Origin of the sequence: Mycobacterium tuberculosis H37Rv, from assembly GCF_000195955.2 — a bacterium.
GTDB classification, from domain to species: domain Bacteria; phylum Actinomycetota; class Actinomycetes; order Mycobacteriales; family Mycobacteriaceae; genus Mycobacterium; species Mycobacterium tuberculosis.
Genome location: NC_000962.3, coordinates 3,019,432 through 3,034,908, shown reverse-complemented (window position 1 = coordinate 3,034,908; position 15,477 = coordinate 3,019,432). Strand labels below are relative to the sequence as shown.

Genomic DNA, 15,477 nt, shown 5'->3' with positions numbered 1-15,477 from the left:
GTCAGCCGGGATTCCTCTCACCGCATCAGTCCGGTTGTCGTTTCCGGCACGGTAACGCAAACCCGGCCCGGGCTGCAGCCCGGTTGCTCACCACAGCAGCGTGCCCCGGCATCAATTTGACATCGGCTGGGTATCCGTTTTCGTAATATTTGCGATTGGACTTCGCAATCGTCGTTCGCTGGAGCAATGTTATGCGAGCCCGGGGACAATACGGACCGCAGCGGGGACCGGCCCACGGTGGGAGATCCACCGGCTGGCGGGCTAGGCAGGGCATCGGCTGGGAGGCTTGGTGAACGGGCAGAGAGGTCAATTGAGCACGCTGATCGGGCGTACGCTGCTCGGCTTGGCGGCCACGGCGGTGACCGCCGTGTTGCTGGCGCCCACGGTGGCGGCTTCGCCGATGGGCGATGCCGAGGACGCCATGATGGCCGCGTGGGAGAAGGCGGGTGGTGACACTTCAACACTTGGTGTCCGGAAAGGTGACGTTTACCCGATAGGCGACGGGTTCGCCCTGGACTTCGCCGGCGGCAAGATGTTTTTCACCCCGGCCACCGGTGCCAAATACCTCTACGGCCCGCTCCTGGACAAATACGAGTCGCTGGGCGGTGCAGCCGACAGCGATCTGGGATTCCCGACCATCAACGAGGTGCCCGGCCTTGCCGGACCCGACAGTCGCGTGAGCACGTTCTCCGCGGCCGACAACCCGGTGATTTTCTGGACGCCTGAACACGGTGCGTTCGTCGTGCGCGGCGCGCTGAATGCCGCGTGGGACAAGCTCGGCAGCTCGGGTGGCGTGCTGGGTGCCCCGGTCGGGGATGAAACCTACGACGGCGAGGTCACCGCCCAGAAGTTCAGCGGTGGTGAAGTCTCCTGGAACCGGGCAACCAAGGAGTTCACCACCGTTCCGGCGGTGCTGGCCGAGCAGCTGAAGGGTTTGCAGGTAGCGATCGATCCTTCCGCGGCGATCAACATGGCCTGGCGCGCAGCAGGTGGTGCCGCAGGTCCGCTGGGCGCCAAGAAGGGTGGGCAGTACCCGATCGGCGGAGACGGTATCGCCCAGGACTTCGTCGGTGGCAAGGTCTTCTTCAGCCCGGCAACCGGTGCAAACGCCGTCGAGGGTGAAATCCTGGCGAAGTACGAGTCGCTGGGCGGACCGGTCAGCAGCGACTTGGGTTTCCCCATCGCCAACGAAACTGATGGTGGTTTTGGGCCCTCCAGCCGGATCGTCAGGTTCTCCGCGGCCGACAAGCCGGTGATTTTCTGGACTCCGGACCACGGCGCGTTCGTCGTGCGCGGAGCCATGGTGGCCGCGTGGGACAAGCTGCGCGGCCCCAACGGCAAGCTCGGCGCCCCGGTCGGCGACCAGACCGTCGACGGCGATGTTGTCTCACAGAAATTCACCGGCGGCATGATTTCGTGGAACCGTGCAAAAAACACATTCACTACGGATCCCGCTAACCTAGCGCCCTTGCTGTCCGGTCTGCAGGTGTCAGGGCAGAACCAGCCAAGTACTTCGGCGATGCCCCCACCCGGCAAGAAGTTCACCTGGCATTGGTGGTGGTTAGGGGCCGCCGCCCTGGGGGTGCTCCTGGTCGTGATGGTGGCGTTGGTGGTGTTCGGATTGCGTCGGCGTCGACGTGGGTACGACGCCGCTGCTTACGACGATGACCGCGCTGGGGATGTCGAGTACGGTACCGCCGCTGATGGAGACTGGCCGCCCGACGAGGACTTCGGTTCAGAGCATTTCGGTTTCGGCGACCAGTTCCCGCCGGAACCTGTGGCGCCGGACGCCGGGTCCACACCGCGGGTCAGCTGGCCGCGCGGCGCCGGGGCGGCTGTCGGTGATGCCGAGCATCTTCCGGGTGAGGAGGGCTACGGCAGCGACTTGCTGTCCGGCCCCAGCAACGTCGGGGTCGAGGAGGAAGACACCGATGCGGTGGACACCACGCCGACACCCGTTGTGTCGCAGGCCGACCTTTCCGAAGTCGGTCCCGATCTCATTGTTCCTGAGCGAGTGGTTCCGGAGACTTTCGTTCCGCAAGCCTTTGTTCCGGAAGCAGTGGCGCCTGAAGCGGTGCCGCCCGATGTCCACGCTGCCGATCTTGCTGACACTGGGTTGCCGGCGGCGGCTGTATCCGCAGCTGAAGACAGAGGCGGGCGGCACGCGGCCGCAGAACCGCCGGAACCGCCGAGTGCGGGCGTGCGCCCGGCAATTCATCTGCCGCTCGAGGACCCATACCAGATGCCGAACGGCTATCCCGTCAAAGCCAGTGTGAGCTTCGGCCTGTATTACCCACCCGGCAGTGCGCTATACCACGACACGCTGGCCGAACTCTGGTTCGCCAGTGAAGAAGTGGCACAAGTCAACGGCTTCATTAGGGCGGATTGACAGCCTGCACGCGGATCAGCATCAGACCTTGCGGATCACCGTGACGACCTTGCCCAGCACCGTCGCGTCGTTGCCCGGGATGGGATCGAAGGCCGGGTTGTGCGGCATCAACCACACCTGACCGCCGGCGCGTTTGAACGTCTTGACGGTGGCCTCACCGTCGATCATGGCCGCAACGATGTCGCCGTTGTCGGCGACGTTCTGCTGTCGCACCACCACCCAGTCACCGTCGCAGATCGCGGCTTCGACCATCGAGTCACCGATCACCTTGAGCAGGAACAGGGTGCCCTCGCCAACCAGCTCACGCGGCAGCGGGAAGACGTCTTCAACGGCTTCCTCGGCAAGGATCGGGCCGCCGGCCGCGATACGTCCCAGGACAGGGACAAAGGTGGGTTCCGGTAAGGCGTCCGAGCCGGCCACTTCGGTCACCGGCGGTAGGGCGGCGTCGTCGGCACCGCGCACATTGACGGCGCGGGGGCGGTTCGGGTCACGGCGTAGGTAGCCCTTGCGCTCCAGGGTGCGCAGCTGGTGCGCCACCGAAGACGTCGACGTCAGACCAACGGCGTCGCCGATTTCCCGGATGCTCGGCGGATATCCGCGGCTAGTGACCGACGCGCGGATGACGTCGAGAATAGTGCGTTGCCGCTCGGTCAGCGCCGAATCTGCGGACAGCACCCGGCTGTCCGCACCAGCGGCTCCGCCGGCAACCGAGGTGTCGTTGCTGTCGTTCATGGCAATGAATGTAGTCGCATTCGCACCAAGAATCAAACATGTGTTCGACAGGCGTGTTCCGGTCGCGGGAGGGCACGAGGAGTGGCTGGGCCTTCGCGCCGGAAGTCCGGCTCCAACCGAAACGTGTCGGTGGTGTGGTCTACCGTTTTGCGCGTGCGACACGCTTCGATCAAATGTTCGGATATCGAACACATGAGTGACTACAGTGTCGAACACGCGAGCGATTACCGTCTGAGTTGGAGGAGCGAACATGACACCGGTCCGGCCACCGCATACCCCCGATCCGCTCAATCTGCGGGGCCCGCTCGATGGACCTCGCTGGCGCCGCGCTGAGCCGGCGCAATCGCGCAGGCCCGGCCGATCGAGGCCGGGGGGTGCGCCGCTGCGCTACCACCGCACCGGGGTCGGGATGTCGAGGACTGGGCATGGCAGCAGGCCCGTCCCGCCGGCCACGACGGTGGGGCTGGCTCTGCTTGCCGCGGCGATTACTCTCTGGCTTGGTTTGGTGGCGCAGTTCGGGCAGATGATCACCGGCGGTTCGGCCGACGGGTCGGCCGATTCGACCGGTCGGGTGCCCGACAGGCTTGCCGTGGTACGGGTGGAAACGGGGGAGTCCCTGTATGACGTGGCGGTCCGGGTGGCGCCGAACGCTCCGACCCGCCAGGTTGCCGACCGCATCCGTGAACTCAACGGCCTGCAGACACCGGCATTGGCCGTGGGTCAGACGCTGATCGCTCCGGTTGGCTGAGGCCATCCCGGTGTCCGCGAAAACCGTTCTGTGTCAACGTTACTGGGTGACCGCGACGCAATATGCGCATCAGTCGTGACTGCAGTGGCTACCCGCGGGAGCACACAGGTACGCTCGGAGTCGTCTGTGATACCCGGATGTCAAGACGGCAAAGGAGCGGCCATGCATTGCCCGTTCTGCCGGCATCCCGATTCGCGGGTGATCGATTCCCGGGAAACCGATGAAGGCCAGGCGATCCGGCGCCGGAGGTCGTGCCCCGAATGTGGACGACGATTCACCACCGTAGAGACCGCGGTGCTGGCCGTAGTCAAGCGCAGTGGCGTTACCGAACCCTTCAGCAGGGAAAAGGTGATCAGCGGTGTGCGCCGGGCGTGCCAGGGACGCCAGGTCGACGACGATGCGTTGAACCTGCTGGCTCAGCAAGTCGAGGATTCGGTGCGTGCCGCGGGGTCGCCGGAGATTCCGAGTCACGATGTCGGCCTGGCTATCCTGGGCCCGTTGCGCGAGCTTGACGAGGTGGCCTACCTACGGTTCGCGTCGGTCTACCGGTCGTTTTCTTCCGCGGACGATTTCGCGCGCGAGATTGAGGCGCTTCGCGCGCACCGCAACCTATCAGCCCACAGCTGACCGATCTCGCGGCGCTAGGCTTCCCGCATGCCTGTCCCCCGCAAGCGGGCGATGACCCGAGATCTGGCCCCTGCCCTGCAGGCGCTGTCACCCCTCCTGGGGAGTTGGGCGGGTCGCGGTGCGGGCAAGTACCCCACCATCCGGCCGTTCGAATACCTCGAGGAAGTCGTATTCGCCCATGTGGGTAAACCGTTTCTGACGTACACACAGCAGACCAGGGCGGTAGCTGACGGGAAGCCGCTGCATTCCGAGACGGGGTATCTCCGCGTTTGCCGACCGGGCTGCGTTGAACTCGTTCTCGCCCATCCAAGCGGCATCACCGAAATTGAGGTTGGAACCTATTCGGTGACCGGTGACGTCATCGAACTCGAATTGTCCACACGCGCGGATGGGTCGATCGGATTGGCCCCGACCGCAAAAGAGGTGACCGCCCTTGACCGTTCCTACCGCATCGACGGCGACGAGCTTTCGTACTCGTTGCAGATGCGCGCGGTCGGGCAACCCCTGCAGGATCACCTTGCCGCCGTGTTGCATCGGCAGCGCTGAGCTCTACGTCAGTCGAGTTGTGCCACACCGTCGCTGACAACTCGGCCGGCTACCCGAACCCAGCCCTCGGGACTCCAGGTGGTGTGGATCAACGATCCTTTGCCCTGGGTGATGGTGAGGTCACGGCTGAGGTAATCGGTAATCCGGATGGCCGCGGCACCGGTCGCTTCGTCTTCGGTGACGCCCAAGTTGGCGGCAAACATGCGGGCGCGCAGCGAGCCAGCGGAGCGGTCGGTCCAGGTCCAGAGGTAGTGCGCGATGTCGTCCGGAAAGTCGGCGGGGTCGGCGGCGGCAAGCGCATCAAGTGAATCCAGGTCGTGGATGGCGAACTCGGGTGCCCATTCCGAGCGGGCGCTGATGGCGGTGAGATCACCGTGGTAGCTCACCTGGACGATGCCGGCCGGCACCTGCAGCGTGTTAATTGGCGTCCCCCTCTCGCGCAGCCACCAGGACGCTCCCACGGTCGGGTGTCCGGCGAACGGAATTTCGGTGCGGGGAGTATGGATGGTGGCGTGTGCGGTGGTTGAGCCGGGGCTGGGAAGATCGACGAATATGGTTTCGCTGTAGCCCGATTGGGCTGCCAGCTGCTGCCTGTCGCGGTGTTCGACCTTGCTGGCGTTGATCACCCCCAGCGGATTACCGAAATTCCCGTCTGAATCGGTGAAAACCCGCAACACCGAAACCTCAATGGCCATGGCCCGACTGTACGACCTGGGGAAGAGCCCTAACAGACCCGGTGGTGATCAGGTAGCGCTGCGTTCGTTGGACCCGATGGCGTTCAGTACTGCAACACGGGTGTCTGCCGAGCCGGTGACGGTTGCTTCGCCGCCACCCCGGCGAAGCAACGCGCGCAGCGCGGCCTGGTCGTATTCGGCGGGCTCAGTGGTGTCCATGAAGCGTTCGACGATGTCGATGAAGCGCGCAGGGTCGTCGTGAAACGGGAAATGTCCCGAGCCCTCGAAAATCTCCAATTGCGAGCCCGGCATGGCGGCATGCGCCATGTGAGCGTGACGGACTGGCAGCACGACATCCTTTGTGCCCCAGATGATCTGTACCGGGATGGCTTCGGTCAAATAGCATCGGTCCAGCATGGTGACCATCTGCCCCCGCCAGTCCACCACTGCCCGCAGGGTGCGGCCGAACGCCGCAGAAGCCGTCGGCTCTGGCAGGTCGTCCAAAATGCGCAGCACATTGGGCAGGTCGTGCCCCAAGCTGGTGGTACCGATGGCCTTACCCACGATCCGCCCGGCGATTTGCACTGCCGGCAGCACCAGCGGCAACCGTAGCAAGGCCATAGCCTCGCTGCCCATGGGCAACGAGGCCAACCGGAAGACGATGTTGACGTCCTTGGTGACACCGCCCGCGCTGACCAGGATCAGTCGGTCGACTAGCTGAGGGAACTGGTAGGCGAATTGCATTGCTACCCCGCCGCCGAGCGAATGGCCCACGATGGTCACCCGCTCGATGTCGAGCACGCTGAGGAGGTCCCGCATGCCGTTGGCGTAAGCCGCAACCGAATAGTCGGCACGCGGCTTGTCGGATTGCCCGTGGCCCAGTAGATCCGGAGCGATGACGGTGAATCGTTGGGCGAGCTTGGCGTGCACCCCATTCCAGGTGGTGGAATTGTCACCTATCCCGTGGATAAGCAGAATCGCCGGCCCGGAACCGGCGATCCGGAATGCCCGCCGATAACCGTGGACGGTGCGGAACTGCAGCGTAGGCGGTGCCACGTCGCGCACTGGCCGAAGATTTCGCTTCCGCTCGGTCATCCTCGCCAATCTTGTTGTCGGGCCGACTGGGGCCGTTTTGTGGGCCGCTTTCGCGGCGTTAGGTCGGGTCGTCGTCGGACTTCTTCTCGGCCTGCTGAGCCAGGAACCGCTCAAACTCGGCACCGAGCTCGTCGCCGCTCGGCAGATCTTCGTCGCGCGTTAGCAACGACCTGTTCTCCTGAGCGTCGATGAAGGCATCGTACTGGCGCTCAAGGGCCGCCACCACTTGAGCCACTTCGGCGCTTGCCTGGACCTGCTCGTCGATCTTGGCCTGGACCTCTGCGGCTGCTTCGGCTAGCACGGCCAGCGGCAGCTGCAGAGAACCGGTCTTGGCCACTTGTTCGAGCAGCGCTTGGGCGGCCGCGGGATAGTCGGTCTGCGTGAGATAGTGCGGGACGTGCACGGTGAACCCGACGACCTCATGACCGTGCTGGGCCATCCGGTATTCCAGTAGGTTGGAAGCGCTACCCGGGACCTGGATTTCGGAGATCGACGGTTGAAAATCGGAGATCAGCTCCCGGTTGTTGGAATGAGCGGTCATCGTGATCGGTCGTGTGTGCGGAACGGCCATCGGGACGGTGCCCAGGCCGATGGTCTGCCGTACACCCAGGCGCTCGGCCAGCAATCGGACGGCGGTGATGAACCGCTCCCACTTCAGGTCCGGCTCCAAACCCGCCAGCAGCAGAAATGGGGTGCCGATGCTGTCGCGCAGCGCATACAGGCTTAGCTCAGGATCATCGGAGTGGGTGAAATGATCGGTCTTGAAAGTCATTAATGGCCGCCGCGAGCGGTAGTCCAGTAGTTCATCGATCGCGAAGGACGCGACCAGCTCTGTGTCCAGGGCCGCCTTGAGGTGGGCGGCGGCCAGCCGGATCGCATGGCCGGCGTCGGAGAAACCTTCCAAAGCGTGCACCAACACCGGACCACGGCCGTCGGACGACGACAGCTGAGGCGCCGGGAACTCAAGCTCGTACATGCCGGGTTGCCCCGGCTCATATTCTCGCGCTTCGTCTGCGCCTTGATCGCGAGCCATGGGTGTTGCCTCCTCTCGGGGTTGTCGCCGAGGTGCCGTAACCAGTGTCCCTCAAATCAGCGGACAGCAATGATTGAACAGCCAACCCTGGCTGCCGCTGTGCTGCACAACGCCAAAAGCGCGGGGCCACGTTCGACGCCGACCGTTCGTGGGCGGCGGCGAATTTGCTGGCAAGCCTACTTGGGCGCCGAGACGGATTCACATCCGCTCGGCACCCTCAGCGGCGGAACTGGTTGAGTGCGCGCATCTTGTTCATCACGTCCAGTGCGGCGTTCTTGTAGGCCTCCGAGAAGGTCGGGTAGTTGAACACCGCGTCGACCAGGTACTCGACGCTGCCCCCGCATCCCATCACGGCCTGCCCGATGTGCACCATCTCGGTGGCGCTGGTGCCGAAGATATGCACGCCGAGCAGCTTGAGATCCTCGGTGGAAACCAGCAGCTTGAGCATGCCGTAGGAGTCGCCGGCGATTTGGCCGCGGGCCAGCTCCCGGTAGCGGGCCACTCCCACCTCGTATGGGATGGAGCTCTTGGTCAGTTCCACCTCGGTGGCGCCGACGTAGGACACCTCGGGAATCGAATAAATACCGATCGGCTGAAGTTCGGTGATTCCGTCGGTTGGTTCGCCGAAGGCGTGGTAGGCGGCCAGCCGCCCCTGCTCCATCGACGTCGCGGCCAAGGCGGGGAAGCCAATGACGTCGCCGACGGCGTAGATGTGGTCTACCTTGGTCTGGAAACGGTCGTCTACGAAGATCCGCCCGCGGCCCTGCACCTCGAGTCCGGCGTTGTGCAGGTCGAGGTGGTCGGTTTGTCCCTGACGTCCCGCCGAGTACATTACGGTCTCGGCTGGAATCTGTTTGCCGCTGGCCAGGGTGGTCACGGTGCCCGCAGAGCCGACATCGACCGCGGTCACTTCCTCGCCGAACCGGAATGTCACCGCCAGGTCGCGCAGGTGGAATTTCAGCGCCTCGACGACCTCGGGGTCGCAGAAGTCCAGCATGTTGTCCCGCTTCTCCACGACGGTGACTTTGGTGCCCAACGCAGCGAACATGGAGGCGTATTCGATGCCGATCACGCCGGCACCGACCACGACCATCGAGGATGGCAGCGATTTGAGATCGAGGATCCCGTCGGAGTCGAGCACCCGTTCTTCGTCAAATTCGACTCCGGATGGCCGTGCCGGCCTGGTGCCAGTGGCGATGATGATGTAGTCGCCGGTGACGGTGGTCTTTTCCCTGCGGGCCTGGTCCTCCACGAGGATGGTGTGCGGGTCGATGAACCGGCCATGGCCCACGATCAGATCGACGCGGTTACGCATCAGCTGGTTGCGCACCACGTCGACTTCCTTGCCGATCACGTGCTGGGTCCGCGCCAACAGGTCGGCCGGGGTGATCCGGTCCTTCACGCGGTAGCTTGCGCCGTACAGCTCGCGTTGGTTCATGCCGGTGAGGTAGAGCACAGCCTCACGCAACGTTTTGGATGGGATCGTGCCTGTGTTGACGCAGACGCCGCCGAGCATTCGGCCGCGTTCGACGATGGCCACGGACTTGCCCAGCTTCGCCGAGGCGATGGCGGCTTTCTGTCCGCCCGGGCCTGACCCGATCACCACGATGTCGTATTCACGCATCGACCCCATGAAATGACAGTAGAACGCACAGTTACGCCTTCGTCCACAGGAAGGCAGCTCGATCGCGTGACGTGGGCACCGGCTGACGGTGCCGGTAGTCAGCGTGGCATTCATGACGAAGTATCGAGGACAATTTGAACTCAACCGCCCTGCAACACTGATCGCCGCGCTACCGGCCATCCTCGGCTTCGTGCCGGAAAAATCGCTGGTTCTGGTGTCGTTGGCAGCGGGGGAACTAGGGTCGGTGATGCGCGCCGACCTCTGTGATGAACTCGCCGATCGGGTTGGCCATCTCGCAGAACTTGTCGCCGCGGCGAACCCGGCGGCCGCGATCGCGGTGATCGTTGACGCGAACGGAGCCCAGTGTCCGCGATGCAATGAGGAGTACCGGCAGCTGTGCGCGGCGCTCGCGGCGGCGTTGTCGCAGCGCGACATCGTGCTATGGGCAGCGCACGTGGTAGACCGGGTAGCCGCTGGCGGGCGCTGGCATTGTGTGGACGGCTGCGGCTGCAGCGGCGTTATCGACGATCCGTCGGCGTCGCCGTTGGCGATGGCGGCGGTGCTGGACGGCAGGCAGCTCTACCCGCGGCGCTCCGACCTGCAGGCCGTCATCGCCGTGGACGACCCTGTGCGCTCCGCCGAGCTTGCCGTTGCGCTAGGACACCAAGCGGCTGACCGAGAGATCGCACACCGTGCTGATTCGGTCGGCTGCAGCCGCCAGGATGTGGAAAATGCGCTGGCCGCCGCGGCCCGGGTCGCAGACGGTCAGTCCTTGTCCGACACGGAGCTGGCGCGGCTGGGTTGCGCACTGGGCGACGCGCGGGTCCGCGACATGCTGTATGCCCTTGCCGTCGGCGAGAATGCTGGTGCGGCCGAGTCATTGTGGGCGTTACTGGCGCGGGTGCTGCCCGAACCGTGGCGGGTGGAGGCCCTGGTGTTGCTCGCGTTCAGCGCCTATGCCCGCGGTGACGGGCCGCTGGCCGGTGTTTCGCTGCAGGCTGCGCTGTGCTGTGAGCCGGGCCATCGGATGGCGGGCATGCTGGACACGGCACTGCAGTCTGGTCTGCGACCTGAGCACATCCGTGACATCGCGGTCACCGGCTACCAACGGGCTGAACAACTCGGAATACGACTGCCGCCTCGACGTGCGTTCGGTCAACGCGCAGGGTAGGTGCGGGTTAGCTCAGACTTTCTCGACCTTGACCGCGTGGGCCATCTCGTGTGGCAGGGTGACGTTCTCATGGCCCGGGATGACGATGGTCACGCCGCCGCCTGGGGTGGTTTCGACGGTTACTCGTGCGTTGGGCACCACGCCGGCGTCTTTTAGCCGCGTGATCAGGTCGATGTCGCCCTGAACGTGCTCGGTAAGCTGGCGGACGACGACTGCGACCGGCGAGCCGGCCGGCAACTCGGTCAACCGGACCAGGTTGGCGTCGTCGGCGCCCGGTTCCGGGCCCACGCCAAGTTCCACCAGGCCCGGGATCGGGTTGCCGAACGGGGACGTGGTCGGGTTGTTGAGCACCTTGACCAGCCGTCGCTCGACGTCCTCGCTCATCACGTGCTCCCACCGGCATGCCTCGGCGTGAACTTCTTCCCACGGCAACCCGATGACATCGACGAGGAGCCGTTCGGCGAGGCGGTGCTTGCGCATCACGGCGATGGCCAGCGCGCGGCCCTTTTCGGTGAGCTCCAGGTGGCGATCGCCAGCCACCCGAAGTAGCCCATCGCGCTCCATCCGGGACACGGTCTGGCTGACCGTCGGCCCGCTCTGGTCGAGCCGCTCGGCGATCCGGGCACGCAGTGGCGTCACGCCCTCTTCCTCGAGGTCGTAGATGGTCCGCAGGTACATCTCGGTGGTATCAACCAACTCGTTCATTCAGCACCCTCCATTGCAGCTGAGTCTACTTGGCCAGCTGCGAAAATGGTTGCCCGCCGCCCCACCGCAGCGGTATGCCCGCCGCTGGCGCGGCGGGCATACCGTCTGCTACCTGGCTCAGGATGTCCAGCTTCAGCTGGCGTACGACCGCAGCCGATCCGCCCGCTCACCGTGCCGCAGCTTACTCATCACGTCGCGCTCGATCTGACGAACCCGCTCACGGGACAGCCCGAATAGTTTGCCGATTTGATCCAGGGTGCGTGGTTGGCCGTCATCCAGGCCGAAGCGCAGCCGGATCACCTGGTGCTCACGCTCGTCGAGAGTGGCCAGCACGCTGCGGATGTCGGTGTGTAACAGTTCGGCGATGACCGCGTTCTCCGCGGACATGGCTTCGGCGTCCTCGATGAAATCGCCCAAAGGGGCCTCCTCCTCGGAGCCGACCGGCATATCCAGACTCACCGGGTCGCGACTGTGTTCCAGCAGGTCGTTGATCTTGTCGATTGGAATGCCGGATTCGGCGGCGAGCTCCTCATCGGTGGCTTCGCGACCCAGATGCTGGTGCATCTCCCGCTTGATCCGCGCCAGCTTGTTGACCTGCTCAACCAGGTGTACGGGCAGGCGGATGGTGCGGCTCTGGTCGGCCATTCCGCGGGTGATGGCCTGGCGGATCCACCACGTGGCATACGTTGAGAACTTGAATCCCTTTGTGTAGTCGAACTTCTCCATCGCTCGGATCAGACCCAGGTTGCCCTCCTGGATGAGGTCCAGCAACGGCATGCCCCGACCCGTGTAGCGCTTGGCCAGCGATACCACCAGCCGCAGGTTTGCTTCCAGCAGGTGGCGGCGCGCCGCCTCGCCATCACGCACCACGGCCGCCAGGTCGCGTTTTCGGTTCTCGCCGAGGCGCTTCCGGGTTTCCAGCAGATGCTCGGCATACAACCCGGCTTCTATGCGCTTGGCCAGTTCGACTTCACCGGCGGCGTTGAGCAACGCCGTCTTGCCGATGCCGTTCAGATAGACGCGCACGAGGTCCGCCGCGGGGCTTTGAGCATCCAGATCGCTGTCAACCCGGCTTGTGGTGGCCCTTGTGGGTGCATCGGCCATAGCGACCTCCCGATCGGCTTGCACTGTCATGGGGTTTAACGACAAAGCCGGACTTTGAGTTCCCACCCAGCAGTGATCTGACGCCCTGTGACGTGCAGGAATCTGCCGAAGACCTGAGAAAGTCCTGAGAAGTGTGGCCAGTGGCCGACAACCCGGAACGCCGGCCAACAGACGGCTAACCGTGGTCGGCGAATCCCCGCGGGGCTGACCGCTCTGCCGGCTGTCGCCGCGGCTCGAGTGCGGGCCGTTCGGCGGTCGGGAACAGCGGGATGCGCCGGCGGGCGACGTCGAAGCGGCGGGGTTCGTCGGCGCGGCGCGGCGGTCGGTCGTTAGCGATCAGAACGGCCATCCATGGCAACGGCACCGAGGCTGCCACGATCAGTAGCGAGATCAGTCCGTTGTGCCAGGCGCCGTAGGCGATGGCGGCCAGAATGAGCGCGGGGACCCGGAATGCCATCAGGGTCAGGTACTTACGCACCCGTGTGCGATGCTCCACCTCATACGAGGGAGCGGCGGCAGTAATCAGTACCGGCCGGCCCTTATCGTCGAAGTCGTCGAAGTCGTCGAACTGGCCATTGAAACCCAGCCTCAAGCCGTGCTTCATTACTCTACTGTCCCACATGCAGTGCACTCCGGCTTCGAGAGCTTTCCTGCCAAGGGCACAATGTCAGGTATGCAGACCCAGACGATTGAACGTACCGACGCCGACGAACGCGTCGACGACGGGACCGGCAGCGACACACCGAAATACTTCCACTACGTCAAGAAAGACAAGATCGCTGAGAGCGCGGTCATGGGTAGCCACGTGGTGGCGTTGTGTGGCGAGGTGTTTCCCGTTACCCGCGCGCCCAAGCCGGGCTCGCCGGTCTGTCCCGATTGCAAGCGGATTTACGACACCCTCAAGAAGGGCTGACTAGCTCGGCGGCTCGGCAGCGACGGCGCTGTGCTGGGCTGTCGAAGAATACGTCGTCGTGCCGACGCCGATGCGGGCCTTTAGCCAATTGCCCAGTCGGTGGGCATGCGTCGCCGGCGCCGGCCATTCCTCCTGGACGGCGGCGTTGAGTTCAGCGCCGAGCATGATCGCAAAGCCGCCAAAGAAGGCGAATAACAGAAACGCGATCGGCGTGGCCAGCGCTCCGTAGGTGTAGCCAGTGCGGGTGATCCACGCGAGGTAGACCCGCAAGCCCAAGGTGGCGATCAGGAAGACCGCTATCGCAAGCACCGCGCCTAGGACCAGCCGATGCGTCGGCAGGGGTACCGGTAGTGCCACCCGGTATAGCAGGATGACCCCGACGGTTAGACCGAGAATAAGCGCGGGGTAGTAGCCGTAGCGCAGCAGGTTGGCCAAGCTCTCCGGGATGTGCTCGCTTACCTTGCGTGGACCCACCACCATTACCGGTGCGGTCGCTACTAGGAACACCAACATCACCACGTAGAGGAAGAGCGCAAAGAAGCGTTGCCGGACCGGGTGGCGTAGCGGTGTCTGGTCGTGCGCTTCCACCACTGCATCGACGAACGCCGAGATTGCCGACGATCCTGCCCACAGCGAGATCAAGAAGCCCAGCGACGCCACCTCACCGCGGGCGTTGTTGGTGATATCGCCGATGGTGGGCTCGATGATCTCGTTGACCACACTGGGGGAGAAAAAGCTGTGGGCCGTCGAAAGCGCGCTCTTTTCAATCGCGGGCAAGGTGTCCGGGCCGAATAGCGGAGCAACGTAGGCCAGACTGCCCAGCATTCCCAGCAGTAGCGGCGGCAAAGACAAGGCCGACCAAAAAGCCGCTTGCGCTGACTCCGAGAAGATCGAGTCGTCCCAGCTTTTGGACAAAGTCCTACGGGTGATTCGCCAGATGTGGTGGCGGTGTGGCTTGGGGACCTGGTCGCTCATACCAGTCCAGCATTACCGAAAACTGCGCGCGCTACCGGCATTGTGGACGGGTGAGTTCGGTCTATTCGCTCCCGCTGACCTCCAGCACGGCGGACATCTCGGTCAGTTTCGCCTCGTGCTCGTTGGCGTGATGCTGGCAGAAAAGAAGCTCGGCTCCGGAGGGCAGCTTGGCGCGCACCCGAGCTGCAGCGCCACAGCGGTCGCAGCGGTCTGCTCTAGTCAGCTCAGGACTGGTCAGAGTTGCGTTCATGGCTCTCCGTTCTCGGGTATCTTCACCTTCTCAGACGTTCGGGGTTCTCGCCGTGTTCCCCGGCCGCTGTCGGGTGTGTCATTTCTCACGACTTTCGCCCCCGCCAATCGGGCAGGGTGGTGAGAATGACGCCCGATCCTGCCATGCTGGTGCACCTATGCGGGGTGCAGGAGTGGTCGCATGCCCGAGAACGCGGTGGGATCTATCCCGAGTCCGACAAGACGGGGTATATCCACCTGTCGACACTCGAGCAGGTTCACCTGCCCGCCAACCGCCTTTACCGTGGCCGTGCTGACCTGGTGCTGCTGTACATCGACCCGGCGGCGCTCGACTCACCCGTGCGTTGGGAGCCGGGCGTGCCTACTGATCCGCGGTCGATGCTTTTCCCGCATCTCTACGGCCCACTGCCGGTGCGCGCTGTGATTGGGGCCGCCGCCTACCCACCGGCTGGTGACGGGTCCTTCGGGCCGGCTCCCGAATTTCGGTCTGCAACCGCCGACCCTACGTAGGCGTCGGCCTCGATCTCTACCAGCAGGCCGGGCGCAATCAGCGCGGTAACCTCGACCATGCTCGTCACCGGACGGATCTTGCCGAAAGCCTGTGCATGCACTTCGCCGACCTCGCGCCAGCGGGAAATATCGGTCACATAGATGCGGGTACGGACCACGTCGGCCAGAGTTGCGCCGGCCTGTCCGAGCGCAATCTCGATGCGGCGCAGAGCGTCTCGCGTCTGAGCGGCGATATCATCGCCGCTGCCGGTCGTTCCGGCCACCACCACGAGTGGCCCGATGCGTACCGCGCGCGAGTAGCCGACGGCTGATTCGAACTCCGATCCGGACGAGACCATGGTGCGGCTAGCTGACATGGGGGCCCGCTACGTTGGTCGCCTCG

General features: G+C 64.5%; 19 protein-coding genes. 8 read left to right on the top strand and 11 right to left on the bottom strand.

Annotated features, from left to right (window positions below; translation table 11 throughout):
- Positions 1-25 precede the first annotated feature (25 nt).
- A complete protein-coding gene (locus Rv2722) occupies positions 26-274 on the bottom strand; it encodes a hypothetical protein (RefSeq protein ID NP_217238.1) in 249 nt (82 codons plus the stop codon).
- A 15-nt stretch (positions 275-289) separates the two neighbouring features.
- Here Rv2722 and Rv2721c point away from each other — a divergent pair, with 15 nt between their 5' ends.
- On the top strand, positions 290-2,389 hold the full coding sequence (locus Rv2721c; RefSeq protein ID NP_217237.1) for a hypothetical protein: 2,100 nt from the start codon (positions 290-292) through the stop codon (positions 2,387-2,389).
- A gap of 21 nt (positions 2,390-2,410) precedes the next feature.
- On the opposite strand, the gene lexA is transcribed toward Rv2721c, so the two are convergent.
- On the bottom strand, positions 2,411-3,121 hold the full coding sequence (gene lexA, locus Rv2720; protein NP_217236.2) for a repressor LexA: 711 nt from the start codon (positions 3,119-3,121) through the stop codon (positions 2,411-2,413).
- Between the two features lie 250 nt (positions 3,122-3,371).
- On the opposite strand from lexA, the gene Rv2719c reads away from it, so the two are divergent.
- The 3 genes from Rv2719c to Rv2717c all read left to right on the top strand — a co-directional run bounded on the left by Rv2719c (position 3,372) and on the right by Rv2717c (position 5,042).
- On the top strand, positions 3,372-3,869 hold the full coding sequence (locus Rv2719c; protein ID NP_217235.1) for a membrane protein: 498 nt from the start codon (positions 3,372-3,374) through the stop codon (positions 3,867-3,869).
- Between the two features lie 162 nt (positions 3,870-4,031).
- On the top strand, positions 4,032-4,496 hold the full coding sequence (nrdR, locus tag Rv2718c; protein NP_217234.1) for a transcriptional regulator NrdR: 465 nt from the start codon (positions 4,032-4,034) through the stop codon (positions 4,494-4,496).
- 51 nt (positions 4,497-4,547) lie between these two features.
- Positions 4,548-5,042 carry a hypothetical protein gene (locus Rv2717c; protein NP_217233.1) on the top strand — a complete coding sequence of 165 codons (495 nt, stop codon included), beginning with the start codon at positions 4,548-4,550 and terminating at the stop codon, positions 5,040-5,042.
- A gap of 8 nt (positions 5,043-5,050) precedes the next feature.
- Here the strand turns inward: Rv2717c and Rv2716 are convergent, their stop codons facing one another.
- The 4 genes from Rv2716 to sthA form a co-directional block, all read right to left on the bottom strand.
- A complete protein-coding gene (locus tag Rv2716) occupies positions 5,051-5,737 on the bottom strand; it encodes a hypothetical protein (protein ID NP_217232.1) in 687 nt (228 codons plus the stop codon).
- Positions 5,738-5,785: 48 nt separating this feature from the next.
- Entirely contained in the window at positions 5,786-6,811 is a 1,026-nt protein-coding gene (locus tag Rv2715; RefSeq protein ID NP_217231.1) for a hydrolase, read from the bottom strand.
- Positions 6,812-6,869: 58 nt separating this feature from the next.
- The gene (locus Rv2714) at positions 6,870-7,844 is read right to left on the bottom strand and encodes a hypothetical protein (RefSeq protein ID NP_217230.1); all 975 of its coding nucleotides are present in this window, start codon (positions 7,842-7,844) and stop codon (positions 6,870-6,872) included.
- Positions 7,845-8,061: 217 nt separating this feature from the next.
- Positions 8,062-9,468, bottom strand: coding sequence for a pyridine nucleotide transhydrogenase (gene sthA / locus Rv2713; protein ID NP_217229.1), 1,407 nt, complete (start codon positions 9,466-9,468; stop codon positions 8,062-8,064).
- Between the two features lie 112 nt (positions 9,469-9,580).
- On the opposite strand from sthA, the gene Rv2712c reads away from it, so the two are divergent.
- Positions 9,581-10,639 (top strand): hypothetical protein, encoded by a 1,059-nt coding sequence (locus tag Rv2712c; protein ID NP_217228.1) that lies wholly within the window; start codon positions 9,581-9,583, stop codon positions 10,637-10,639.
- Positions 10,640-10,651: 12 nt separating this feature from the next.
- Here the strand turns inward: Rv2712c and ideR are convergent, their stop codons facing one another.
- The 3 genes from ideR to Rv2709 form a co-directional block, all read right to left on the bottom strand.
- Positions 10,652-11,344, bottom strand: coding sequence for an iron-dependent repressor and activator IdeR (ideR, locus tag Rv2711; RefSeq protein NP_217227.1), 693 nt, complete (start codon positions 11,342-11,344; stop codon positions 10,652-10,654).
- A gap of 132 nt (positions 11,345-11,476) precedes the next feature.
- Positions 11,477-12,448 (bottom strand): RNA polymerase sigma factor SigB, encoded by a 972-nt coding sequence (sigB, locus tag Rv2710; RefSeq protein ID NP_217226.1) that lies wholly within the window; start codon positions 12,446-12,448, stop codon positions 11,477-11,479.
- A 175-nt stretch (positions 12,449-12,623) separates the two neighbouring features.
- The gene (locus Rv2709; protein ID NP_217225.1) at positions 12,624-13,070 is read right to left on the bottom strand and encodes a transmembrane protein; all 447 of its coding nucleotides are present in this window, start codon (positions 13,068-13,070) and stop codon (positions 12,624-12,626) included.
- 42 nt (positions 13,071-13,112) lie between these two features.
- Between Rv2709 and Rv2708c the strand changes: the two genes are divergently transcribed.
- The gene (locus Rv2708c) at positions 13,113-13,361 is read left to right on the top strand and encodes a hypothetical protein (RefSeq protein NP_217224.1); all 249 of its coding nucleotides are present in this window, start codon (positions 13,113-13,115) and stop codon (positions 13,359-13,361) included.
- Here Rv2708c and Rv2707 read toward each other — a convergent pair whose 3' ends face one another.
- The gene (locus Rv2707) at positions 13,362-14,336 is read right to left on the bottom strand and encodes a hypothetical protein (RefSeq protein NP_217223.1); all 975 of its coding nucleotides are present in this window, start codon (positions 14,334-14,336) and stop codon (positions 13,362-13,364) included. It abuts the gene before it with no gap.
- 115 nt (positions 14,337-14,451) lie between these two features.
- On the opposite strand from Rv2707, the gene Rv2706c reads away from it, so the two are divergent.
- Positions 14,452-14,709, top strand: coding sequence for a hypothetical protein (locus tag Rv2706c; protein ID NP_217222.1), 258 nt, complete (start codon positions 14,452-14,454; stop codon positions 14,707-14,709).
- Entirely contained in the window at positions 14,706-15,095 is a 390-nt protein-coding gene (locus tag Rv2705c) for a hypothetical protein (protein NP_217221.1), read from the top strand. The genes Rv2706c and Rv2705c overlap by 4 nt, the downstream gene beginning before the upstream one ends.
- On the opposite strand, the gene Rv2704 is transcribed toward Rv2705c, so the two are convergent.
- Entirely contained in the window at positions 15,023-15,451 is a 429-nt protein-coding gene (locus Rv2704) for a hypothetical protein (protein ID NP_217220.1), read from the bottom strand. The two genes, Rv2705c and Rv2704, sit on opposite strands and share 73 nt — an antisense overlap.
- Positions 15,452-15,477: the final 26 nt, after the last annotated feature.